Origin of the sequence: Hahella sp. CR1 (genome assembly GCF_029813005.1) — a bacterium.
In the GTDB taxonomy this organism is placed as follows: domain Bacteria; phylum Pseudomonadota; class Gammaproteobacteria; order Pseudomonadales; family Oleiphilaceae; genus Hahella.
In genome coordinates this window covers 62,006-84,944 of sequence record NZ_JAPELK010000006.1, presented here as the reverse complement: position 1 = coordinate 84,944, position 22,939 = coordinate 62,006, and the positions used below count along the sequence as shown (strand labels likewise).

The 22,939-nt window shown below is 52.6% G+C and carries 17 protein-coding genes; 10 read left to right on the top strand and 7 right to left on the bottom strand.

The genetic code is table 11. From position 1 onward, the window contains the following. The first annotated feature begins 94 nt into the window (after nt 1–94). From ONV78_RS15985 to ONV78_RS15970, 4 genes are read left to right on the top strand one after another with little or no spacing between them, the layout of a single operon-like run. Nucleotides 95–1,942, top strand: a complete 1,848-nt coding sequence (locus ONV78_RS15985) for a hypothetical protein (protein WP_279504533.1) — start codon at nt 95–97, stop codon at nt 1,940–1,942. 13 nt (nt 1,943–1,955) lie between these two features. Continuing rightward, nucleotides 1,956–4,166, top strand: coding sequence for an SAM-dependent methyltransferase (locus ONV78_RS15980; protein ID WP_279504531.1), 2,211 nt, complete (start codon nt 1,956–1,958; stop codon nt 4,164–4,166). Nucleotides 4,167–4,186: 20 nt separating this feature from the next. Then, a complete protein-coding gene (locus tag ONV78_RS15975; RefSeq protein WP_279504529.1) occupies nt 4,187–5,776 on the top strand; it encodes a hypothetical protein in 1,590 nt (529 codons plus the stop codon). A gap of 4 nt (nt 5,777–5,780) precedes the next feature. Then, nucleotides 5,781–6,422: a streptomycin biosynthesis enzyme StrG gene (locus ONV78_RS15970; RefSeq protein ID WP_279504525.1), complete on the top strand. Its 642-nt coding sequence runs from the start codon at nt 5,781–5,783 to the stop codon at nt 6,420–6,422. Here the strand turns inward: ONV78_RS15970 and ONV78_RS15965 are convergent. After that, the gene (locus ONV78_RS15965; protein ID WP_279504524.1) at nt 6,417–6,707 is read right to left on the bottom strand and encodes a hypothetical protein; all 291 of its coding nucleotides are present in this window, start codon (nt 6,705–6,707) and stop codon (nt 6,417–6,419) included. The two genes, ONV78_RS15970 and ONV78_RS15965, sit on opposite strands and share 6 nt — an antisense overlap. Nucleotides 6,708–7,159: 452 nt before the next feature. Between ONV78_RS15965 and ONV78_RS15960 the strand changes: the two genes are divergently transcribed. Continuing rightward, nucleotides 7,160–7,486 (top strand): hypothetical protein, encoded by a 327-nt coding sequence (locus tag ONV78_RS15960; protein ID WP_279504522.1) that lies wholly within the window; start codon nt 7,160–7,162, stop codon nt 7,484–7,486. Between the two features lie 39 nt (nt 7,487–7,525). Here ONV78_RS15960 and ONV78_RS15955 read toward each other — a convergent pair whose 3' ends face one another. Beyond that, nucleotides 7,526–11,344: a response regulator gene (locus ONV78_RS15955; RefSeq protein WP_279504521.1), complete on the bottom strand. Its 3,819-nt coding sequence runs from the start codon at nt 11,342–11,344 to the stop codon at nt 7,526–7,528. 199 nt (nt 11,345–11,543) lie between these two features. Between ONV78_RS15955 and ONV78_RS15950 the strand changes: the two genes are divergently transcribed. Then, nucleotides 11,544–13,211: a diguanylate cyclase gene (locus ONV78_RS15950; RefSeq protein ID WP_279504519.1), complete on the top strand. Its 1,668-nt coding sequence runs from the start codon at nt 11,544–11,546 to the stop codon at nt 13,209–13,211. A gap of 70 nt (nt 13,212–13,281) precedes the next feature. Here ONV78_RS15950 and ONV78_RS15945 read toward each other — a convergent pair whose 3' ends face one another. The 4 genes from ONV78_RS15945 to ONV78_RS15930 all read right to left on the bottom strand — a co-directional run bounded on the left by ONV78_RS15945 (nt 13,282) and on the right by ONV78_RS15930 (nt 17,352). Next, nucleotides 13,282–13,596, bottom strand: coding sequence for an STAS domain-containing protein (locus tag ONV78_RS15945; RefSeq protein WP_216738244.1), 315 nt, complete (start codon nt 13,594–13,596; stop codon nt 13,282–13,284). A 547-nt stretch (nt 13,597–14,143) separates the two neighbouring features. After that, on the bottom strand, nt 14,144–15,118 hold the full coding sequence (locus ONV78_RS15940; RefSeq protein ID WP_279504517.1) for an acyl-CoA desaturase: 975 nt from the start codon (nt 15,116–15,118) through the stop codon (nt 14,144–14,146). Between the two features lie 127 nt (nt 15,119–15,245). Then, nucleotides 15,246–15,596, bottom strand: a complete 351-nt coding sequence (locus ONV78_RS15935; protein ID WP_279504515.1) for a hypothetical protein — start codon at nt 15,594–15,596, stop codon at nt 15,246–15,248. An 835-nt stretch (nt 15,597–16,431) separates the two neighbouring features. Then, nucleotides 16,432–17,352 carry an NADAR family protein gene (locus tag ONV78_RS15930; protein ID WP_279504512.1) on the bottom strand — a complete coding sequence of 307 codons (921 nt, stop codon included), beginning with the start codon at nt 17,350–17,352 and terminating at the stop codon, nt 16,432–16,434. A gap of 267 nt (nt 17,353–17,619) precedes the next feature. Here ONV78_RS15930 and ONV78_RS15925 point away from each other — a divergent pair, with 267 nt between their 5' ends. The 3 genes from ONV78_RS15925 to pntB are packed head-to-tail and all read left to right on the top strand — an operon-like array spanning nt 17,620 to nt 21,178. Then, complete coding sequence (locus ONV78_RS15925; RefSeq protein WP_279504508.1) at nt 17,620–18,207, top strand: hypothetical protein; 588 nt, start codon at nt 17,620–17,622, stop codon at nt 18,205–18,207. 55 nt (nt 18,208–18,262) lie between these two features. Beyond that, nucleotides 18,263–19,789: a Re/Si-specific NAD(P)(+) transhydrogenase subunit alpha gene (locus tag ONV78_RS15920; protein WP_279504506.1), complete on the top strand. Its 1,527-nt coding sequence runs from the start codon at nt 18,263–18,265 to the stop codon at nt 19,787–19,789. Nucleotides 19,790–19,801: 12 nt separating this feature from the next. After that, nucleotides 19,802–21,178 carry a Re/Si-specific NAD(P)(+) transhydrogenase subunit beta gene (gene pntB, locus ONV78_RS15915; RefSeq protein ID WP_279504504.1) on the top strand — a complete coding sequence of 459 codons (1,377 nt, stop codon included), beginning with the start codon at nt 19,802–19,804 and terminating at the stop codon, nt 21,176–21,178. Between the two features lie 84 nt (nt 21,179–21,262). Here the strand turns inward: pntB and ONV78_RS15910 are convergent, their stop codons facing one another. After that, nucleotides 21,263–22,096, bottom strand: a complete 834-nt coding sequence (locus tag ONV78_RS15910) for a GyrI-like domain-containing protein (protein ID WP_279504502.1) — start codon at nt 22,094–22,096, stop codon at nt 21,263–21,265. Between the two features lie 261 nt (nt 22,097–22,357). Here ONV78_RS15910 and ONV78_RS15905 point away from each other — a divergent pair, with 261 nt between their 5' ends. After that, nucleotides 22,358–22,915, top strand: a complete 558-nt coding sequence (locus tag ONV78_RS15905) for a CAP domain-containing protein (protein ID WP_279504500.1) — start codon at nt 22,358–22,360, stop codon at nt 22,913–22,915. Nucleotides 22,916–22,939 lie beyond the last annotated feature (24 nt).

Here is a 22,939-nt window from a genome sequence, read left to right as displayed (position 1 = left end):
ACCCACTTCATTGACCACTGGCGACGGGGTGCGCAGCGACGCGCATTCCCGTCGCCGCCTTGTCACGCCCTACTCACGCTTGAAGGAGATCCGCATGGCCGCAAATGTGGTTAACATCGACAATCAATATAGCGAAGCTCTCGATATCTATACGTTTACCGTGCCTTCCGGCGCCTCGGCGGATAATCCCAGCACTATGTACCCGGTTTACACCAAAGTGGACTCCGTCGCCGCCAATTCCAAAAAGACCTATACCCCCTCCAACCCTCTGGAAAATCTGTCGTTTGCGCGCCAGTCGGACGGCATGCCGCTGCTGAATCAGGTCACCAATATCCTCGGCGACACCAATGTCACCATTACGGCGGACGACCTCACCAGCGCGCAAAAAGCCTTCGCTTTCTACCAGGCTTACAAGGGCAGTCCCTATAGCCCCAATGCGCTGGCGGTCAACGATATCATTCTGAACAACAGCGATCTGACGCAACAGAACCAAAAACTGAATCAATGGTTCTCCGATAACAATGTCGGCTTTGACTACAACACCTTTTCCTCGGTTTCCTATTGGGCGGAAAACGACGTACGCGCATGGGCCGGCAGCGAAGGCCTGACCCTCTACTGCTACAACCCTCAACCGCCGCAACCCATGATTCCGCTGGTGTTGCCGAAAGACAGCAGTGGCCAGATTATTCTCGGCGCCGATGGCAGCGCTCTGTATCAACCCACCAGCGGAAGCACGGTGGAGCTGACGCTGAGCAAAGGGACGCTGACCTCCAACGGCGCCACCGACACCAGTGGCGTCAATCTCAGCGCGGTGATGCAGGACATGATCATGCATGGCGGCGACGCCGGCGTTTACGAGCTGTTCTTTACCGGCAAAGTCGATGGCGACGACGTCATTGTCCAGCCCTATCAGGTTCCGCAACTGGCCTGGTGGATGTCCGCCTATGACTTGGCGTACACCGCTTACACCGCCATTAACATCATCATGATCAGCCAAACGGTCATCGCCCTGGCGAAGAACCTTCCCACGCTGTTCAACGCATTGAAAACCGGAGGCCAAGCGGTCATCAGCGCAGTGAAGTCCGACCTCAGCAACGTCGCGCAATGGATATCCAGCAAGTTCACCAGTGCGGCGGCGGACAACGGCGATCTGGTGAATGTGGACGTGGATACCGATGTGGACGTGGATGTCGACGTGGATGTCGATACCGACGTGGACACGGACGTCGATGTGGACGTAGATATCGACGTGGACATTGACATAGATATTGACGCCCTGGTGGTGGTGGACGTGGATGTGGATATCGACGTAGACATCGACACTGACGTAGACACGGTGGTGGACAATGTCGTCGACAACGTGACCGATATCGATACCGACATCGATACGGATATCAATGTCGACAGCTCGGCGCTGGGCTCGCTGGTGAAGAACATCGGTCAGTCTCTTTGGGCCAACAAAGGCGCTATTTTCAAGTTTGTCCTGAAAAACGCCGCCGTGATGGGGGGTATGACCGCCGCCCAGAAGCTGTTGGGTATGTGGGGCAAAAAGGCCGGCGACAGCTATGCTGACGAACAGCCTTCCGAAGCCGCGCCCCTGGGCTTGCTGATGGATTACATGGAAAACCCCGCCAACACGATTCAGGAACGCTGGACCACCTTCTCTTACTACGTGGACCAAGGCGCCAGCGCTGACGAACAGAACATGGCGGTATCCGGCATCCTGTCCCTGAAAAACGACGCCGAGGATCAGGCCTTCAGCGCCTGGCGCTGGAGTCAGGACGACGAGAACGCGGCGGTCAACGCCATGGCGCAGTATTCCTCGCAAAGCGACTGGCCCAAAGCCTACACCACTCTCGCCAGCTATACCTATCAGGGCAAAACGCTGCCGTTGAAAGTCGGCGCCAGCGTCGCCCTGAAATTCGTCGCCAAAATTCTGTAAGGGAGAACGTCACATGGCGAGCGCTTATCCAAAATATGAAGATCATCAGAAGCACTGGGAAGAACTGGCTCAGGGCATCGCCGCGCTGAAGGAGACTGTGAGAGAGGTCGAGGAAGGAGAAATCCCCGCCGGCTCAAAACAAGGCGAGCTCATCATACTGGGGACCGGGATCGAAACCATTGGCATCTCCGTCGGCGACATCCGCCTCATCGAAGAAGCGGACAAAGTGCTGTACTGCGTCGCCGACCCCGCCACCGTGGTCTGGCTCAAGCAGTTGCGACCGGACTCATTGGATCTGTACGTGCTGTATGGAGAGGACAAAGTCCGCTACACCACTTACATGCAGATGACGGAAGCCCAGCTCTACTGGGTGCGACAAGGACTCAAGGTCGTCGTGGTGTTCTACGGCCATCCGGGCATATTCGTGTTGTCCACGCACCGGGCGATCAAACTGGCGCGGCGGGAGGGCTATAAAGCCACCATGAAGGCGGGCGTCTGCGCGCTGGACACATTGTGCTCCGACCTGGGCATCGACCCTTGCTACCCGGGCCTGCAGACTCACGAAGCCACTGACTGCCTAGTCCGGCGTCGCCATTTGGACGCCAGCCTTCATGTGGTGTTATGGCAGGTCGGCCTGATTGGAGAAATGGGTTATCGCCGGCAAGGATACCTGAATAACAAGTTTTCCTATTTCATCCACTGGCTGCAGTCCATTTACGGAGCTGACTATGAAGTCACCCACTACATTGGCTCCCGCTATCCCACCATCGACCCGCTGATCGAAACCTATCGCCTCAGCGAACTGCATGATCCGGCGAATCAGGTCAGGATCACCGGCCTGTCCACGTTCTACATTCCTCCTATGCAGGTGGTCCCGACGGATTATCAGACCGCCGTTGACCTGGGCGTCATCGAGCCTGGGCAGAAACTGATGACGCCCCGCTCGCCCCTGCGGGAAATCGACCGCTATGGTCCCCGGGAAATGAAAGCCTTCGACGCCTTTAAGCGCTTTCGCATTCCCGCTTCCTACAAATGGCAGGATGAAACCGCCGCCAGCCGCTTCCTGATTGAACTGCGTTTCGATACGCGTTTGCAGGATCTGTATCGCCGCGATCCTGGCGCCGCGCTGAAAGACCCTCGTTTCAGCTCGTTATCAGATCGTGAGCGGGCGATGCTGGCGTCACGGGATTCCGGCGCCATTCAAATCGCCGCCAAAGGCGCCTATATCCGCTCCCCCGCCACAGAAGCGACGGTGACCGCCTGTCTGACGCAAAAGTCCGTCGCGATGGAGCTGGTGAAAACACTTGGAGACCAGCCCAAAGCGGAAGCCAGGGCCGCCTTCGAGACCTGGTTGAAGTCGCGGAATTATCAAGTTGAGTGGGCGCATTTGGGCGGGGCCATTGATTTTATCTTCCGCAATAATCTGTTCCCCTGGACCGGGGTTTATATCGAGCCCGAACAGCAGTTTGTGATAACCATTATCGGCGCCAGAAAACAGCGCCATAAAAGCGTTATCTACATCAATGGCGCCCGCATCCGATCTTTTGCGTTTGACTCCGGCGCCATTCGCTGGAAGGCGAGCAGCCAGGTCCCCCATCACGGTTTTCTGCGCCTGGACGTGGACGCCAACGGCGCACGCCGGCTGATCGGCAAGATCTGGAGCGACGCCAACAGTGACGGCGCCCAGTCCGCTTTTGTCGCCCTGGAAGCTAACCCCGAACGTAAAGCGCTTAGCGCCCAAGCCTGCAGTTTCAACGGATGTGATGACCTTGGCGCCATCTATGGAGAATACGCCGTTCGCACCGATGGACGCTTTTACCGGGACATCAACGAGTTCAAAGTGTCAGAGACTGGATTGACGATTAACCAGCACGTGGTTCCAGAGTTCTCTTTCAACAGAGGGACACTGCGCTGGCGCGGCGGCGACAAAGCCTGCTACGAAGGAGAAGCGACCTTTTTGCGCGATCCCATCATCAACTCCATTGAGCTTTACGGCGCAACCCGCTCCCACGAAGAGGAAGGCGTTTTCACGTGCTACGGCTCCTCCATCTCTGCAACGACGCCCGATTATTGCGGACCGACTCTGCCTGACTGGGCCGCGCGCCACTTGGCGGATATCGCGCACCACAACAGCCCTAAGGGAGGATTGCTGTTATGGCATAAGTGGGAAAAGTTCAATCTCACGACCTTTATCGTCAATCGCTATTTAACCCATCTTCTTTAATCCTTGAGGAGGAATGCGCCTTGAACGCCACACACGAACTCAGCGATCACCTCGAAGCGTCGGAAAATATCGCCAACGTCAGCCAGTTGGCGGGCGTCGTCGCCAGCCTGCCGCAGAACGCCAGCACCACTCATTACGGGGCGGACGGCAAGCAAATCGCGTCCTATTCCAAAACCAGTTACGCCAACTTAAAACTATCCCCGCAGGGCGACATTCAGGGTGGAACCCTGAGCCATAGCGCAACAGACGCCAATGGCAACGCGTTGAACAGCTCCACCCTCGCCTTCGCCAACGGCAATGTCGCCACGGCCAAAACACAGATCAACAATCGCTTCGCCAGTGGCGTCGCCAAGCAGGTGGAAGCGGATTTCAGTAATGTGAAATGGACGCCAGCCACCACTATTCACAGCGGTCAGGTCAAATTCACCTCACGCCGGGGCGATTCTCAAAGCCTGCGCAGCGACGGCGTCGTCACTTACGCCAATGAACTGATAACGAGCGGATCGTTTCGCCATTACTCGCCGGAGGGACAAGGCGGCGTAGAGGGCTATACGGACATTGATTACAGCAACACCAAGTTCGTCGGCGACCGTATTATCGGCGGTTACTTCTCCGTCTCCTCCAAGAACGCCGCGCGCGCGGAGAACTCGCAATCCAATGTGTTCATGAACGCCAGCGGCGCCATAGACCAGATTCACACCAAAAATTTCGACCCGGCATCCGCCGCAATGAAGTCACAGGTTTTGACGGAGTTTCAAAACACCCAGTTCAACGCCCGTAATGAAATCGACGGCGGCGAAGCCCATTACAGCATCAGCGACCCCAACGGGGTCTTGCAGAACAAAACGGTGGTGACCTATCAAAACGGCGTCCCGTCGAATACCGTCACGCAAAACTACGCTAACAACCAAGTCCTCAGCAAAGTGGTTTCATCGTATGAAGGCGCGACTTTCGACAATGAACTGCGAGCCATCAACAGCACGGTTCATACCCGGGAATACAACGCGGCGGAGAAGCTGATGTCGATGACGGACGCCAGTTATAACGCCAGCGGCGCGCCCACCAAAATTCAAAGCCGCACTCTGGACCCGGACACGCAAACGCCCCTGTTTCTGATCGAAACTGACTACGCCAACACGCAGTTTAACTATCGCCGCAAACCCATTGGCGGTCATGCCAAAATCACGACGACCAATCTGAAAGATTCCAGCTCCATCGAAACGATCAAAACCTTCACCTCGCCCACGGCAGCCAGCGCAACCGCCCACGCAGAAGAACTGATGGCGATGCCGACGCAACCTTCAGCGCCCCAATACCTGACCCACACCAGCACGATGAAAAACGCGGAGGGTCAAACGACCGCTTATAAGAAAACCATCACTCGCAGCGATGGCTCATTACTTAAAACCGTGGTCACCAATGTCACTGACGATAAGCCGACTTCCGTCGCTGTGACGCTCTATGCCGCCGATGGTAAAACCGTCGCCAAGACTTACGCCATGGATGTCAGCGGGGTCGCCGTCAGCGCAGGAAAAGTCAGCGGCGCGATGAAGATAACCACCAAGTTTCGCGGCCAGATCCTTAGCAGCGAAAGCACTCTGGAGTTTTGATCTGATGCTCAGCCGCGCCCTGACACTGACTTACGATACGGAGCAGTATCCGTTCCAGAAAGTGTTGTCGCACTATGTCTTTAAAGTGCGGCGGCTGGACCAGTTGCATGTGGCGTGGCGACGGCAGAATAACCGGGAGGAACTGCATTATCAGGACAACATGGCGCTGCGCAGGCTGATGCAGCGCCTGCCTGACGACGCCCTGTTCTATAAGGTGTATCACGCCTGGATCGCCAATGTGCTGGCGCCCCGCTACGGCGGCAAAATCAGTTACTCCGCGCACCCGAAAATGCGCGTGCATCTGGCTGGAACCGGCTGTGTGAGCGACTTTCACCGCGACGCGGACGTCACCGGCAGACTGGATCAGATCAACTGTTATCTCCCCTTCACCGACGTGTTTGAAACCTGCACGGTATGGTGCGAAGAGCGCTACGACAGCAACACCTACCAGCCGCTCACGTTGAAGTATGGAGAGGCCTTGATATGGGACGGCGGCTTGCTAAAGCATGGGACATACGCAAATCAAACCGATAAGACTCGCGTCAGTTGCGATTTCAGGTTCAAAGCGAAGGCCCCAGGCCGAGTCCGTTCGCCTTGGAGCGAGGTTCTCGCTGACCGCCAGCCAGAAGCCCAGGCTGAGCTATGAGCCCTCTTGATTCCGTGTCCTGACCATCTTTTCCAGCACGACAAGTTCATCGGTGGTCAGACAATGGTGAGTGATGTGATCGTCGCCGCCTAAATGGCGTTTGAGATTATCCATCCAGTTTTTGCAGATTCTGATTTGCCGCAGGATATCTTCCGTCAGGGCCTCATCTCTTTCCAAAGCGGAAAGCTGCTGCATTTTCCCGTTTATGCAATTTAACGCTTCATGTTTCTGGCAAGTGACGCCAATCTTGCTCCACGTCTCGTCTATCAAAGGGGCGTTGATCATAGAGGACCTCAGCGCATAACGACTACAGGCTCTTTTGGAGCCGCCATTATTGAGTTTTCAGGATAGCGAAAGAAAAAAGAGTCTGGCGCAAAACGGATGACGCTGGCGCGCCAGACTTGTCCAGGGTTGCGTATCTTCGAGACCTTACTTTAGGGAATTATCAGCGAGGGAGTAATACGGGAGGCTACGGAACTTTTTCGGGAATATCTCAGTAGTATTACTGAACGCCTGTGGCATTTTCCCGCCCAGAACATCTACTGCCTGTCCACTAGGTCCGCCAGCTTTCTGCGCTTTCTACATCTAATATTTCGCCCCTGCTCCGTAGCGCTACGGATATCAGCGTTCATTTTTGCGTAGCGGTACGAATATTCGGGCGGGCGATGAGTGTATATTGTAGATAGCATTAGAACTCGATTCACACTGATCGCACTGAAGTAGGAGGAAAACACCCCTTGTACATCAACTATTCGATTTTGACTGCCGGGATACAAGACTCCAGCGCAGCCCTCGTCCATACCCAGCAAAACGCAGCTCGTCTGGGCGCCATTCTCGATATTTCTATCGGGCGTATCGTGGAGGACTCAGGGAAGCGAAATGAATTTTCTATCGCCAAAAAAGCAGTGGAAGTTCGGCGCTGGTATGACGTTGCATCCCGCAATTCAGACGTGACGCAAATGCAACGCTTTGTCGAGGAGCGCCTGCAGGAAGATGGCTATCCCAAAAACAGCTTATTCAAGAAGTGGGCGACGCAGTACTTTCAGTTGTACCAAGCCCATTGATAACGCGCTATACGCGCCGGCGACGCCCGCCGCAGCTGGCTAGCCGATTGTCTTTAATAAATCGTCGCAATCTCCCAAAGCGGCGATGAAATCAAGTTGAGTCATATGCGCTTCCAGTTTACTGAAGTAATCTGGGTAGCGCCGTTGGTACTTGGCTCGGAGTTCTTCGAAGTGAGTCATCGCGCTCATATCCGAATTTTCAACCAGCTTCGCCAGTTTGATGACTTCCCTGCGCAACGTCATGGCGGAGGGAATATCGGCGTCCTCCGGCGGCGCCGGCTGCTGGTTAAGGCTGTATAACAGCCCCTGAATGGCGTCGCTCATCACGTCCAGCTCACCTTGCAAACGACCCAGCGGACCACTGCTATAAGAACCATGAATCGCCTCACGCTCCACTTGCTGCGTCAGTCTGGCCAAATCGTCCGCGCCGACGGTGGCGGCGATGCCTCTAAACGTATGCAATGCACGGGATAACTCAGATGGCGCTTTACTCAACAGAGCGCTATCCGACAGGAAATCGCGCACCTTGGACAATTCAACGCTAAAGCAACTCACCGCCATACGAAACGCCCCCATATTGGAGCCAAAGCGCTTCAAGGCGGCGCTGACGTCCAGGCCGATTCTCAACCCCGCGTCAATCAATTCCTGCCATGGAGGGAGACTGTTATTGAAGACGGATGCAGGGGCCTCTTTGCCGCTTGTATGTTGCAGGATGGTCGCCACCACTTCCTTGATGTCGAAAGGCTTGCCGATATGATCATTCATCCCGGCCATCAGGCAACACTCCCGATCGGAAGCCATGGCGTTGGCGGTCATCGCCACAATAGGCAGGCGCTTTTCTCCCAGCGTGTTGCGAATTTCACGAGTAGCGGTGTAGCCGTCCATATCCGGCATTTGAATATCCATTAACACCAAGTCGAATTGGGGCGAGGCCTTTTTAACCGCCGCGACCGCCCACCTGCCTCCGCCTACGATCTCCACCTTCGCCCCCACCCGCGTCAGCAGCTCTGTCGCGACTTGCTGGTTGGTGATATTATCCTCCACTAACAGTAAACGTAATCCAAGCAAGGGCTTACTGGCGGACGCGTCGGAAGCGGACACGTCTTCATCAAGCCCGCCTGATTGCGACGCCTGAGCGTTGACGACCGCATCCAACAGCATGGAGGCAGTAACCGGCTTGACTAACAGGCCGTCAAGAATCGATTTGTAGTTGAAGCCCACCTTATCCAGCACATTCTTGCCGTGGGCGGTCATCATGATGATCAGTGGGCGTTTTTCCAGCAACGTCATGCTCCGAATGCGACGACAGGCCTTCAACCCATCCATACCCGGCATACAGTAATCCATGAATATCGCATCAAACCGACCTGTGACTGGAGATTCCAACTGCGTAATAGCTGCAGTCGCCGACGCAGCGATATACACCTCCCAGCCGAAGGAGCGGGCGATGCCGGCAATGGCGGCTTGCGCATACTTATTATCGTCAACCACCAGCACTTTCAGATTGCGCAGCTTCTGCGATAGCGGATAGGCCGTCGAAGCGCTCAGGCTGTGATTTTCATCCAGCTGCAATTCCAGCGTAAACGAAAACACACTGCCTTTGCCCAGACGGCTTTGAACCCGAATATCCCCTCCCATCAGGTTGACCAGTTGGCGACAGATCGCCAGCCCCAGGCCAGTGCCGCCAAATTTTCTGGTGGTGCTGGTTTCCGCTTGTGAGAAGCCATCAAAAATTAACTGCTGGTGCTCTTCGGAAATGCCAATGCCAGTATCGCTGACGCTGAACGCCAGCGCGGCGCTTTGCGAGGTCAGTTTCACCATGCGTATCGACAGCGTGACCTCACCTTCATGGGTGAACTTAATCGCGTTGCTCACCAGATTCAGCAGCACTTGCTTCAACCGCAGGCTATCGCCAATCAGGTACAAAGGCGCCTGCGGATCAATTTCAAATAGCAGTTCGAGTTCTTTGTCCCCCAAATTGGCGGACATCATGGCGCTGATCTCGCTCATTAGCCGGTCAATGTTGAAGGGATGGGGGTCCAGCGCCAGCTTGCCCGCCTCTACTTTGGAGAAGTCCAGAATATCGTTGAGAATCGATAACAAAGAACGGGAGGCGGCGGTGGTTTTCTCCACATAGTCCATTTGCTGGCTGTTCAGAGGCGTCATTTGCATTAACTGCAACATGCCGATGATGGCGTTCATCGGCGTGCGAATTTCATGGCTCATATTCGCCACAAAATCCGATTTGGCTCGGGACGCCTTTTCTGCGCACTCCTTGGCCAGGGTCAACTCCATGGTTCTCTGCTTGACCTTCTGCTCCAGGTTGAGATTGAGCTTATATACCTCCTGTTGAATGGCCATCTGCTCGGAAATATCCCGGATAGCGAACGCAAAGCCGACGACATCTCCTTCCTCCGCTTTAATAGGCGACGCCGCCACCGAAACATCCAGCAGCCCGCCGTCCTTACAGCAGCGCTGTGTGTTGATACTGCGCACCGGGTGCCCTTCCCGGATCATTTGCAGGGCGGAGTGGGTTTCTTCCCGTACCTGCTGAGGAACAATTAACTCGTCTAAAGGTTTGCCCTGAACCTCTTTCTCGGTAAATCCGAACATCTGCTCCGCGGATTTATTCCAGTCGGATACCCGCCCGTTCAGATCCAACCCGATGATCGCCTCGCTGGAGCTATTCACAATCGCCGCCAACCGGGCCTGCTCCAGGGTCGCCCGCCACCGATGACGCATCAACAGCAAATAGAAATACAGAATCAAGCCCATTACGCTAATAACGCCAGCGAGCATTTCCAACGCAAACACGCCAGCCTGCGCCGCTGGATTTAAAATATAGGCTTCCGGCAAACTGATGATGAGCGTCACGCGTCTGTCAGCATCCAGCGGATCAAGCGCCAGGGTCCGTTTCGCGGCATACACAAAACCTTTGCCGGCGTCATACACCTCCAATCCGCCACGTATCCCTATCTCCCTGTACTCCTCCTGCCAGCGATAACGTACGCCTTTATCGAAGCCATAAGTCTTGCTTGCATCAGGATGCAGCAGGAAGTCATGATCTTCGTTCAGGAAGAAGATCGTGAGTTCAGGGGGCAGCCCGCTTATCAGGCCCGCCATGAGCGTATTCACATCCACATTGATAATCACAATGCCGAACAAATCGCCCTGCTCATCATAAACCGGCGTCGAGACACGCAATGTGGGCACACCCGGTTGCTCTACTTCACCGAACTCCCGATTTAAATTGAAATCAGAGACATACACTTCATTTTCCGCCCGCTCAAGGGTAGCGAGAAAGTAGTCACGACCGCCTTTATGCTGCAATTGTCCTTCCGGAACGGCGATGATTTCGTTCCCTCGGTTGTTCACGCGAACCAGCTCAAGCCCATTATTAGCCACCCCGATAAAACGGATTTGCGAAATCTCTCCGCTGGTCTCGATGAACTTGGCAAAAATAGTGGTCAGGCGGTCTTTTAATGTACTGATGGAGTTTTCTTCTTTGGGGTCAAATCCGCCATTGGCCGCGGCGCGGATAATGCCCTGTACGGGAGGCGTCTGGGCGAGAAAGAGGGTGTATCGCTTAAACTCGTCGACTTCTTTGTTAAGGGTTTCGACCCGATGGCGCACCTGCTCATACAAGGCGCTCTGTTGTTGCGCGAGCTCCCTTCTCTCTTCAACGGAATAAGCTAACCAGTAGACGGGAGCGGAAAGTAGCAGAAATATCAGAAATGCCAGTAATAACGCCTTTAAGCCAAAGTGCGAGGCAGAAGACACCCAACGCTTCACCACCATTCCCTTACCTGTCCTTGCCGGCCTGATCACCATGGACGGCGCAACGATGTTTCCGGTCAACCGCAATTCGGCGCTAATTCAAGTTTAGTCGAGATACCGCAACAAAGTGTTACAGAATGTAAGTAAAACCTCGACATTTTGTAGGCATCCTCACCGCTTAACGCAGATAAATTATCCCCTTACACAAGGTTTGCGCGTTCTTGGCGGCTTAACTAATCTTTTAATATCCCCCAATGGAATTCGTGGCTAGGACTGGCTAATGAAGCTCAAGTATTTGTTGATTGTCGCCTTTACGCTAGTCGCATCGCTGCCGCTCATGTTCACGTTGCAATACCTGAACAGATTCACCACCGAGCAATATCACGCAAAAATAGAATCCCGACTATCTGAAATTTCGCTTGCCCACAAGAACCGCCTGCTTGGCTCTGTGGAAAGGCTGGTGGAAAGCACGGCCCTCATTTCCAGCCGGACGCAAATGCGCGTCAGCCTGGACGACTGGAACAACATGGAGAGTCAGAGCGAAGCGCGCAGAATTAAAAGTATTATTGAGGACGCCAAGGCTGGCCGTGAGAATATCAGAAGCATCACGGTCTACGATAAAATGCGCCAGCCTGTTTCCAGTACTGCAAGTAGAATGAAACCGCTGCGTGCCCCCCCCTCAGCCAACGGCAATATCTTCATTTTTTTCAATCAAGAGGAAAACGTCACCCAGGTGTCCGTCATCATGCGCCTGATATTCCAGGAGACGCTAATTGGCGCCATTAAGGTTGATTACGACTTGGGGAGCATCCTTCATGAGCAAAGCGAAGGTTTAGGCGATAGCGAAAAATGGATGTTCGCTTTACGCGACCATGAAAAGTTCCTGCTGGTCGAACCCGTGGATCAGAATAAAGCGCGAGTATCCTATCGGGTTATTCCATCAGGCCCCAAAAACACTCCCATCATTGAAGCCCTGCAAGGCAATGAAATCGTCATGCGCAAAGCGACCGATCTGGATGGCGCGCCAGTGATCGCCTCCACCCGATACTTGCCAACTCTGGGCTGGGGGCTGGTGTCGGAGCTGGACGAATCGGAGGCAACCGCCATCGTGGCGGAGGAAAAGCATCGCTTATTCTTCATCGAAGCGATGATCGTCATCTTCTCAATAGCACTGGGGGCCGCTGTCAGCCTGTACGTCGCCAGACCCATTGAAAGCCTGATCAAACAAGTTGAGAACGCCGCTGACGGTCAGCCCTATGAAAGCACGCTGCCGGCGAGTTTATTCGAGGTAAAACGTCTCTCCGGCACCTTTAACAGCATGTCCAAATCCATTAACGAGCTCAGAAATAATATTGAAAGTAAGGTCTTCGAGAGAACCAAAGAACTCGACAAAGAGAACATCGAGTTACGGGAAATCGCCGCCCGGGACTCTTTGACCGGCCTCTACAATAGACGCTTCTTTCAAAACCGTTTGAACTATGAGTTCAGTCGCGCGAAACGCTATAGCTCGGGTCTGACGCTGGTGCTGCTGGATATCGATCACTTCAAAAAAATTAACGATACCAGAGGCCATGCGGCGGGAGATGAGGTGCTTATCCGGTTGTCCGCGTTTCTGAGTCAGTCGCTCCGAAGCTCCGACTTAATCGCCAGAATAGGCGGCGAAGAGTTTTGCATTATCCTTCCCGAACATTTGGACGACGGTGTGAAAACCTTCATTGACCGGCTGCGCATCGATATCTCCTTGCTGGAGTTTCAGCATGAGAGCGAGACCTTTCAGGTCACCTGCAGTTTTGGCGTAGCTGGATGCCGCAATGACATCACTCACCCCAAAGAGATTCTAAAAAAAGCGGATGAAGCGCTTTATGAGGCCAAGCGCACCGGCAGAAACCGAATCGTGTATGAGTCGAGCTCCAACGTAATTGTGGATATAAAAAGCAGAAAGAAATAGCTTTCCGCCATACGTAAGTTTTGGCTGGAGCCACGAGCAATCAGACCCGCTCAGGGTGACGTAACCGCTATCAGGGATCGATAGCGGACTCAATGACAAATGACTTTTCAAACTTCGCTATTTCAAAAATCTTCCTGATTTCCCTGGAACAGTTGATGATCTTTATTTTCGCGTTATTGCCTCCCAGATAACGCCGCATGTTCAGCAACATACCCAGCGCCGAACTGTCTATGCGAACCGTCTGCCGCATGTCGACGCAAAAACTTCGCGCTTGCGGGTAGGCTTCATAAGCTTTCCTGAATTGATTTACCAGTCCGAAGTCAAACTGACCCCGAATGGTGATAGTGACAGCGCCGTCGCTGGAAGATTTAGTCTCTACGGTCATAACCCGCTTTTCCCTGCATGGTGTTCGATTTCAGAGCCCAAGGTCAGCCTGGCGATGTCATCCAGCACGGCATAAGAGTGTGGATACAGGCTTCCCACAAAGGCACATAGCGAGTGTAATAACTATAGTTCATCAAAAAGATTACAGCAGGCGTTGTTTGGCGATCCGTCTGTTTCCTGTATTTTCAGCCCTTCCCTCTCATTCCCCTGTATTCAGATCCAGAGCGATATCGTGCGCAAAGGCCAGTAAGAGCTAGAATGAACGAAACCTACTGGTATTCACTCAGTATGTTTATTCCCAAAGAATTCCCCATTCACAAAAACCGCCTCGTGCTGGGGCAAATTCGGCCTGTACCGTGACGATACGCCAGAAACTTACACCGTATACTACGATGAATACCGCTGCGGCCAGAGTCGGAAAGACGTGGATTTTTAACGAACTGACAGCGTTCAAAACAGGAAAAGATGGCTCTACACTACTCGTGCAGAGCGGATATTGAGAGCCTGATCAGGCAAGAACGGACATGACGATGTCAACGTCAGAAAGATCAAGGCTTCGCCATACGTCCCAGCAACGGACAGGTAGACGGCTCTTTCATCGCCTCACTATCCGCTCGCGCTGGCGGCAAAGCACTGAGTTCAGGCCTGACCGGTAAATGCTCAGGTAGCCGTACGTTCCACACCAATCCGACATTCATCAGCCGATTCAGCACCCACCAACCGGGGTCAGACTGTCCTTTATAAATCCCCAGCATGGCCGAGCCGGGAAAAGCATGATGATTGTTATGCCAGGACTCCCCCATGGTCAGCAATCCTGCAAAGCGCACGTTATGGCCTTGAACCGCAGCGCCATTAACATGCCAGTCCCGCTCGCCGCTGTTATGCGCAAAGTATCCAATCAGCCAATGCCCCGTCACAGACACGGCGACACGCACAGAAATACCCCAAACCACCCAGCTAATGTCTCCGAGCCAATACAATAAAAGCGCCCAGGGCAACTGCTGCCACATCCAGGTCCTTTCCATGAATCGATAGACCGGATCATCTTTTATGGCGCTCTCAGGAGAAAATTCGGGAGGACGCTCCAGTCGCAAATCACAATTGAGCTGACGCCACCCGTCCCTCAAAAAACCTGTTCCATGGCGAAGATACGAATGACACTTGGCCTTTCTCTGCGCCCAGTCCCGCAGGTCATGCTGATACACCATTCCCAACGGCCCCGCCATCCCCACCAACACCCCGAGATGCACGAAGAAATACTCCATCCACTTCGGACACTCATAACTCCCATGAATCAACCGCCGATGCATCCCCAACGAATGCCCCAGACAAAGCGTCGCAGCAGTAAACACAACAAACACCAGCAACGCATCCAACGAAAAGGTCAAATACCCGCCAATAAGCGCTATCAACAAATGCCCCAAATACCAAAAGGACTTCAAAGGCGCCCACACCACCTCACCCGTGTCCGGGCAACAATTAGCCGTTTCTTGAATTCTGGGGACGCCGTGGTTTGTTTGCATATTTGGCTCGCTATTTTCCATGCAAAAATCTACTGGGATTGACAGTGTAACCCTGCTCTAACAAAAATGCCTGAGGCATTTCGGATGCTTACGTAAAAACATGCTCACCACTAATTCAAAGTAAATATCAACCAAGTAAGTCGATATCGCACTCCATAAACTTGAGTTTTTTCTCATCACTCATAAAACATCGCCACTGCCGTATGAGGGCTATAAAAGAGCTTAGTTTCATATCGACGCTAGATTCATCCCACTCACTCTCCAGATACACTCGGTTTCCCTGAATAATCAGATGACATGAATTAAAACTCATCTTCCAACTACTTCTTTCACAAGCGCACTCTTCAGCCTGAGCCACCAGCCTATCGCAAGCGTCAGCGCTTCGGTTATCTTCTAAAATATCTCGTAATGCTTCATAACCACTGTCAACAGAGACCATGGCGACTCTATATTTCCCGAAGTGAAACGCTACTTTCATGATGGAGACTCAGTCTAAAACCGATGTTAAACGCTATCAATTTTCTAAAGCGCCTAACCTACTACTTTCTACCACTAGTATTTCTTAAGGACTTTATTCATGGCGGCGTAGTTATAAAAATACAAATTCAAAAAACTTCCCGTTATGATAGTGAGAGTCACCCCAAGAAGCGTAGTCAATCTTTCAGAACCATCTAGATAGTATGTGCAAAAACTTAAAATTATCGCCACCAAGGTAGCTAACGATAGTAGCCTGCATAGATTAAGCATAGCGGCCCCTTCATAGATATATCTAGCGCCGCAACTACCACAGATGAGCTTGAGCCTCACATGGCCATATAAAACAGGAAAAGCAATAGTTCTCTTACATGATGGGCACTCTACGCCAGTCTTCATATTATCACTCCCCTGTAAATCCACATAGCAACCCCTATAGAGATTAAACACTTTCTACCCAGAAGAAACTACATTCTGGCTAAGCAGAACATCCTATGAAGTATAATATAGACTATCACCAATCACCCTATACTTAACAAAAACTTATATCCCTTCACTCTCCTTTATAACGGCCTTTTCCTTAATAAGCCTAGCAATGCATACAAGTGCAGCTACGAATACGGCTATAACAACGCTCCAAAAAACCAGGGGGTCTTGTTCCATATTGACATCTTTACCGGGAAGAGGGAAAGTCCCAAACATTACAGACAAAACTGAATACAATATAGTAAAAATATGTGCAAACAATCTTATGGCGAAGCGTATTCTACCCATATATTTTCCCTCGACTTCAAACTGGTGCTTGGTATAAAAGCACGGGGCTGACAGCAGACCTCAGTCTAACAGGAGTTTTTACTTTCTAGATGATCAAGCCGATACCTTAACGCCGCTCTCACATTCATTAGAGCTTCACCTAAAAGATTCTGACCTTTCCAATTATTGGGGTCGTTAACCCCTTTGTCTTCTACAGCCATGCCTATTCCCCATACTTTGTCATAGGGAGATGCTTCCACCAAGTAATAATCGCCTGTAGAGATCAAGGTCTCCTGCAAATCAGGGTTTTGCGAAAACTTAGCCATATTGCCCTGAAACACTATAGCTTCTTTAAAGAGGTCCCAAGTTTTTTGGTCAAAATTCAATACATTTCTACCAATCACTTTTTGCTGCTTTGGACCGGTCGCAGCCAGAATACCTAATGCTGATTCTTCATCGCCAAATAATTTAGCTTTACTATACATCATAAACTGTTCAGCACAATTGAACTCAATGCCAGCAACCTCAAATTTGCTTGGATGCCACTGACTGAACGGTCCATGCCAGAAGAAAGCAAAAGGCTGCTTCTTTCCATCAGAACCATGTGGAAAAACCAAGTAATCGAGATTACTTATAGAGACATCATGGAGATATGCGTTCTGTACTCGCTGCATCCACTCCTTGTATGTCTTTGCATCATCAAACTCAGGTTCCAGCCGAACACCTTTGTTTTGTATTTGAAATTGAGGCAAGTTGCGTAAAGCACCTTTCTTATCGCTTAGTATAATTTCCACTAATTCTTGGTAGTCCTTTTCTCGTAGCTCAAAGGGGCTCCACTTAACTTGAGGGTGAATTTTCTTATCAAAGTATTCTTTTGCAATATGATAAGGAGGAATAACACCACAATATATAGGATCCCCTTGCAAATTTATTAAAAAGCCATACAAATCGGACTCACATTCTTTCTCGTCCTCATAGAGCTCACTAACAACGTATTTCACAATCATATTATTGACACTTCCTATGGCATTACGATAGAAGAAAAATAATTAATAGGATAACCAGTTCTGCAGCCCAACTTCCAATTCAACCACCAATATTATATAACACGACACATCATAGCCTTTATAAGCGAACTCATAAACAAAGTCGCAGTTCGGGTGACAATTTACTCAAGCCCCATTTCGTCAACCCCAGACATTCCCCTCCCAGATGAGTCAATGCTTAAGAAATCTCTCAATAACTCTCAGAATCAGTCATGAGGAAGACTTTTTATGGAACAGATGGCATTTTCAGAATGCCGAATACCAGATCAAAAAGAGCAACGAGTGGCGCTTTGCCATGACGTGGACAGCACTCAAGGCTTGATCCACAGCCTTGAAGCGACGGAAGCGAATGTGCATGACATCACAGTTGTGGACAAATTGCTGCATGGAGAAGAAAACCTCAGTTTAGTGATGCCGCTTACCAAGGCATTCGTAAGCGTGAGGTACACGGAAAGCAGACGAGTGTCGCCTGGTTCGTCGCGAAACGTTCTGGCATGCGCCCGCATATTGAGTAAAGATCATCAAAGAATGGGGGCGTTTAAAGCCAGCATCAGAGCCAAAATGGAGCATCCATTTCGCTACATCAAGCAAGTGTTTGGTAATGGCAAAGTCCGCTATCGAGGCTTGGCGAAGAACAGGCAGAAGAGCTTGCTGTGCTACAAGAGAGTTATGAGACATCGAAATCCGCTTAAGACCTGTCTAATCATTGTGAACAGGATCACAGCTACATCTTCCAGAGAAATTTACGTAGCCCAAGATTCGCTCATCAATCCCAAAATAAGGGTATACAATGAACGACTTATGGTTAACCCATAGCCACTTGTGAGTTATCCAGCCTAAGGATTGAAATAACAACAAAGTGAGGAAGACGATGCAAATAGGCATACCCAAAGAGAGTAGACCTCATGAAAAGCGTGTGGCGGCGACGCCCAAATCAGTTGAGGAGTTGATCAAACTGGGGTTTTCGGTGGCGGTTGAGGCCGACGCCGGCTGGCTGTCCAGTTTCGGCGACGGGATGTATGAAGAAGTCGGCGCCAAGATCGTTTCAAGAGAAGAAGCCTGGGGAGCGGATATCGTTCTCAGGGTAAACGAACCCAGTGACGAAGAAGTCGAACTGCTGAAATCCGGGGCGACACTGATCGGGTTTATCTGGCCCTCCCAGCATGAGGAATTACTGCAGAAGCTGGCGCAACAGAACGTCACTGTCCTGGCGATGGATTCCGTTCCCCGCATCTCCCGCGCCCAGTCCATGGACGCGTTAAGTTCAATGGCCAACATCGCCGGATACAGGGCGGTGGTGGAAGCCTCTCACCACTTCGGTCGTTTTTTCACCGGACAAATCACCGCCGCAGGCAAGGTGCAACCCGCCAAGATCCTGGTCATCGGAGCCGGCGTCGCCGGGCTGGCGGCGATTGGCACGGCGGGCAGCCTCGGCGCGATTGTGCGCGCCTTTGATACCCGTCCCGAGGTGAAAGAGCAAATCCAGAGCATGGGCGCTGAATTCCTTGAGGTGGATATCGAAGAGGAAAGCTCCAGCGGCGACGGCTACGCCAAAGTGATGAGCAAGGCCTTTATCGAAGCGGAAATGAAGCTGTTTTTGGAACAGGCGAAGGATGTAGACATTATCATCACCACCGCCATGATTCCCGGTAAACCGGCGCCCAAACTGATCACAGAGGAAATGGTGAAAGCCATGCGCCCCGGCAGTGTGATCGTCGATCTGGCGGCGCCCAATGGCGGCAACTGCGAGCTCACCCAGCCTGGCGAGATGGCGGAGATTCATGAAGTCAAAATCGTCGGCTACGTCGACCTCCCCTCACGCTTGCCCACCCAGGCCAGTCTGTTATACAGCAACAATCTGGTCAATTTGATGAAGCTGCTGTGCAAAAACAAAGACGGCGCCGTCGACATCAACTTTGAGGACGAAGTTATTCGCGGCGTCACCGTCGTGAAAGACGGCGAGATAACCTGGCCGCCGCCTCCGATTAAAGTCAGCGCCGCGCCGCAACAGCCGAAGACGGCTTCCGCGCCGCCTCCGCCCAAGTCGCAGCCGATGTCGACTTCCCTCAAACATGGCTTGCAGGCGGCCGGAGCCCTGGCGTTGATGTGGCTCGCCAGCGCGGCGCCCTCGGAGTTTCTGTCTCACTTTACGGTTTTCGTACTCGCCTGCATCGTGGGTTACCACGTCGTCTGGAGCGTCACTCATGCGTTGCACACGCCATTGATGAGTGTCACTAACGCCATCAGCGGCATTATCGTCGTCGGCGCGTTACTGCAGATCAGCAGCGACAGCCTGTTAGTGACCTTTTTGGCCGCCGCCGCAACGCTGATTGCGACTATCAATATCGTCGGGGGATTTGTCGTCACCCAACGCATGCTGAAAATGTTTCGGAAATAGGAGAAGCGACTCATGTCATACAGTGTAATCACCGCCTCCTATATCATTTCCGCCGTGCTGTTCATTCTCAGTCTGGCGGGTCTCAGCAAGCAGGAGACCGCGAAAACCGGCAATCTCTACGGCGTCATTGGTATGGCGCTGGCGTTGCTGGCCACTATCGCCAGTCCACAGGTATCCACCGTCTGGTTGATCATTCTCGCCATGGCCGTCGGCGCCGTGATTGGCGTAAAAGTCGCCTTAAAGGTGGAAATGACGCAGATGCCTGAACTGGTGGCGATCCTGCACAGCTTCGTCGGTCTCGCCGCCGTGCTGGTCGGCTATAACAGTTACCTGGAACATGCTCCGCTGAGCGGCGCGCTGTTGAGCATTCATCTGACGGAGATCTTCCTCGGGGTCTTTATCGGCGCCGTCACTTTTACTGGCTCGATTGTCGCTTTCGGGAAGTTACGCGGCTCGATCAGCTCCAAAGCCCTCATGCTGCCCCATCGCCATAAGCTCAACCTGGGCGCGGGCGTCGTTTCCTTCTTGCTCATGCTGTATTTCGTCAAAGCCGGCGGCAGCGGATTCAGTCTGCTTCTGATGACATTGATCGCCCTGTTTATCGGCTGGCATTTGGTGTCATCCATCGGCGGCGCGGACATGCCTGTCGTCATCTCCATGCTCAACTCCTATTCAGGATGGGCGGCTGCGGCGGCGGGTTTCATGCTGTCCAACGACCTGTTGATCATCACCGGGGCCCTGGTGGGCTCTTCAGGGGCGATTCTCTCCTACATCATGTGTAAGGCGATGAACCGCTCCTTTATCAGCGTCATCGCGGGCGGTTTCGGTAATGATCCCGCGCCTGAAGACGCTGATGCGGAGTATGGCGATCCTCAGGAGATTAATGCGGAAGGCGTGGCGGACATGCTGAAAGGCTCACACTCTGTGATCATCACTCCCGGATACGGTATGGCGGTGGCGCAGGCGCAGCATCCTATCTATGAAATCACCCAAAAGTTGCGTGAGCATGGCGTGGAAGTGCGTTTCGGCATTCATCCTGTGGCGGGCCGTCTTCCCGGACATATGAACGTACTGCTGGCGGAGGCGAAAGTCCCTTATGACATCGTCCTGGGCATGGATGAAATTAACCAGGATTTCCCGGAAACGGACACCGTCCTGGTGATCGGCGCCAATGACACCGTGAACCCCGCTGCGTCGGAAAATCCAGGAAGTCCGCTGGCGGGCATGCCGGTGTTGGAAGTATGGAAAGCGAAAAACGTCATCGTATTCAAACGCAGTATGAACGCAGGCTACGCCGGCGTTCAGAATCCGCTGTTCTTCCGCGATAACGCCTTTATGTTGTTCGGCGACGCCAAAGCCAGCGTCGACGCTATCCTGAAAGCGATTTGATAACGCACTCAGCTCAACAGGTTCGCCGTTAAGCGCCTGTTGAGCTGATCCGGTGCCAGGGATGCCAGGAATGCATCACGTCATTTACGCGATAGTCAGATAGATATCCACTTGCGAGTCCGGGCTGTCAGGGCCCGTGAATCGTCTGTCGTAAAGTTCAAAGTCAGGGCCTTCGATTCTTTCCAGATTGCTTTCCGGCAAGTCTCGGGAGCAGGCTTTGCGAAAGGTGGCGTTGAGCCCCGCAACCGGTCCGGTGTGAGTCAAAACGGCGTAACGCGCCGCCGCCACCTCAACGGACACCATGCCTTGGGGAACCGGACTCCCCGCCTCCACTTCAACGCCGGCGATATAGCGGAACTCGCCGTCTTCCAACGGCAGGCACAGACCGTAGGATGCTTCGTAATTAACCCGGCCGCGGATTTCATCCTCTCTGGGGAGATATCGGCCCCACAGCATGGGAATAGAGTCCCGGACATCGCTGCTGCGATACTCCATACCAATAAGGGTGAATGCGGGAAGCTCTTTGACTAGCGGTTTTACTGCAGCGCCTTGTGTCGAATTCATACTATTGTTCTCCATAATGGGTTGCTTCAGGTAAATCAGCAATTCATTGAGAAGCTTGCGTTTATCTTCGATTTCCCGCTCCAGCCCGGTGGCGTGTCTACATAGCTTGTTGCGTAATACATGTTCATCGCTCAACGCCCCCTGCTCCTTGAGACTGCGAATGCTTTCCAACGGCACGCCCATATCGCGCAGCCATAAAATGCGTTGCAGTTCGTCGATTTGCGACGGCGCATAATAGCGATATCCATTTTCACGACCATATACCGCTGGATGAAACACGCCAGCGCTCTCGTAATAGCGCAAGGTTTTGGTGGATACATCGAATAGACGGGCCATCTGCCCTATCGTCAGCATGCTATTCCTCAACTCCGTCAATGAATGCTCACCCTCAGCTTGAAGCTTCCCCCAAGGGTAAGGTCAAGCGTGGCCCAGAAAGAACAAATCCATCATCAACTTTTATATACCAAACAGAACTCATCCCAAAGCACTAATAAAACACCCTATTTGGCTTAATGATAGCTTTAAGTAGATGTTTTATTTTATTGATTCATAGAGCAAAGGACTTCCGTCTCTCCGTCCGTAGAAGCAAACGTATTATGTCGAGAGGAGTTTTGAATGCAATTAAAATACATCGCCCACATGATGCTGCTGACTGGCGCCCTGTTCCTTGCAGGTTGCGGCGGCTCAGGAGGAGCTGGCGGCGATAACGTGACGGACAACGGCGGCGACGATACCTCCCCTGCTGACTGCCAAATGACGGAGTTGGACAAGCAGTTGCTCAAAGCGCACAACCAGATCCGCGCACAAACGCGCACCTGCGGCGATAAAGAGTATGGCGATGCTCCCGCGCTGACCTGGAATTGCAAACTCGCCGCCGCCGCTAACGCCCACAGCCGCGACATGGCGGACAACAACTTCTTCGACCACATCGGCTCCAACGGCCTCGGCGTCGGCGCGCGGGTGAAGTATCAAGGCTATTTCTATCAGGTTGTCGGAGAAAATATCGCGGCGGGTTATGGCTCAGTCGCGCAAGTCATGCAAGGCTGGCTGGACAGTCCCGGACACTGCGCCAACATCATGAGCAAGAACTACACGGAAATGGGCGCCGCCAGAATCGACGCCTCCGGCGCAGACTATCCCAGCTATTGGACAACGGATTTCGGGCATAGATAACACCCATTACGCCAACACTGTCAC

Excerpts from the sequence above, each read along its gene's own strand:
- ONV78_RS15985 (WP_279504533.1), top strand. The coding sequence starts at position 95 with ATGGCCGCAAATGTGGTTAACATCGACAATCAATATAGCGAAGCTCTC.
- ONV78_RS15980 (WP_279504531.1), top strand. The coding sequence starts at position 1,956 with ATGGCGAGCGCTTATCCAAAATATGAAGATCATCAGAAGCACTGGGAA.
- ONV78_RS15970 (WP_279504525.1), top strand. The coding sequence starts at position 5,781 with ATGCTCAGCCGCGCCCTGACACTGACTTACGATACGGAGCAGTATCCG.
- ONV78_RS15965 (WP_279504524.1), bottom strand. The coding sequence starts at position 6,707 with ATGATCAACGCCCCTTTGATAGACGAGACGTGGAGCAAGATTGGCGTC.
- ONV78_RS15950 (WP_279504519.1), top strand. The coding sequence starts at position 11,544 with ATGAAGCTCAAGTATTTGTTGATTGTCGCCTTTACGCTAGTCGCATCG.
- ONV78_RS15945 (WP_216738244.1), bottom strand. The coding sequence starts at position 13,596 with ATGACCGTAGAGACTAAATCTTCCAGCGACGGCGCTGTCACTATCACC.
- ONV78_RS15940 (WP_279504517.1), bottom strand. The coding sequence starts at position 15,118 with ATGCAAACAAACCACGGCGTCCCCAGAATTCAAGAAACGGCTAATTGT.
- ONV78_RS15935 (WP_279504515.1), bottom strand. The coding sequence starts at position 15,596 with ATGAAAGTAGCGTTTCACTTCGGGAAATATAGAGTCGCCATGGTCTCT.
- ONV78_RS15930 (WP_279504512.1), bottom strand. The coding sequence starts at position 17,352 with ATGATTGTGAAATACGTTGTTAGTGAGCTCTATGAGGACGAGAAAGAA.
- ONV78_RS15925 (WP_279504508.1), top strand. The coding sequence starts at position 17,620 with ATGGAACAGATGGCATTTTCAGAATGCCGAATACCAGATCAAAAAGAG.
- ONV78_RS15920 (WP_279504506.1), top strand. The coding sequence starts at position 18,263 with ATGCAAATAGGCATACCCAAAGAGAGTAGACCTCATGAAAAGCGTGTG.
- pntB (WP_279504504.1), top strand. The coding sequence starts at position 19,802 with ATGTCATACAGTGTAATCACCGCCTCCTATATCATTTCCGCCGTGCTG.
- ONV78_RS15910 (WP_279504502.1), bottom strand. The coding sequence starts at position 22,096 with ATGCTGACGATAGGGCAGATGGCCCGTCTATTCGATGTATCCACCAAA.
- ONV78_RS15905 (WP_279504500.1), top strand. The coding sequence starts at position 22,358 with ATGCAATTAAAATACATCGCCCACATGATGCTGCTGACTGGCGCCCTG.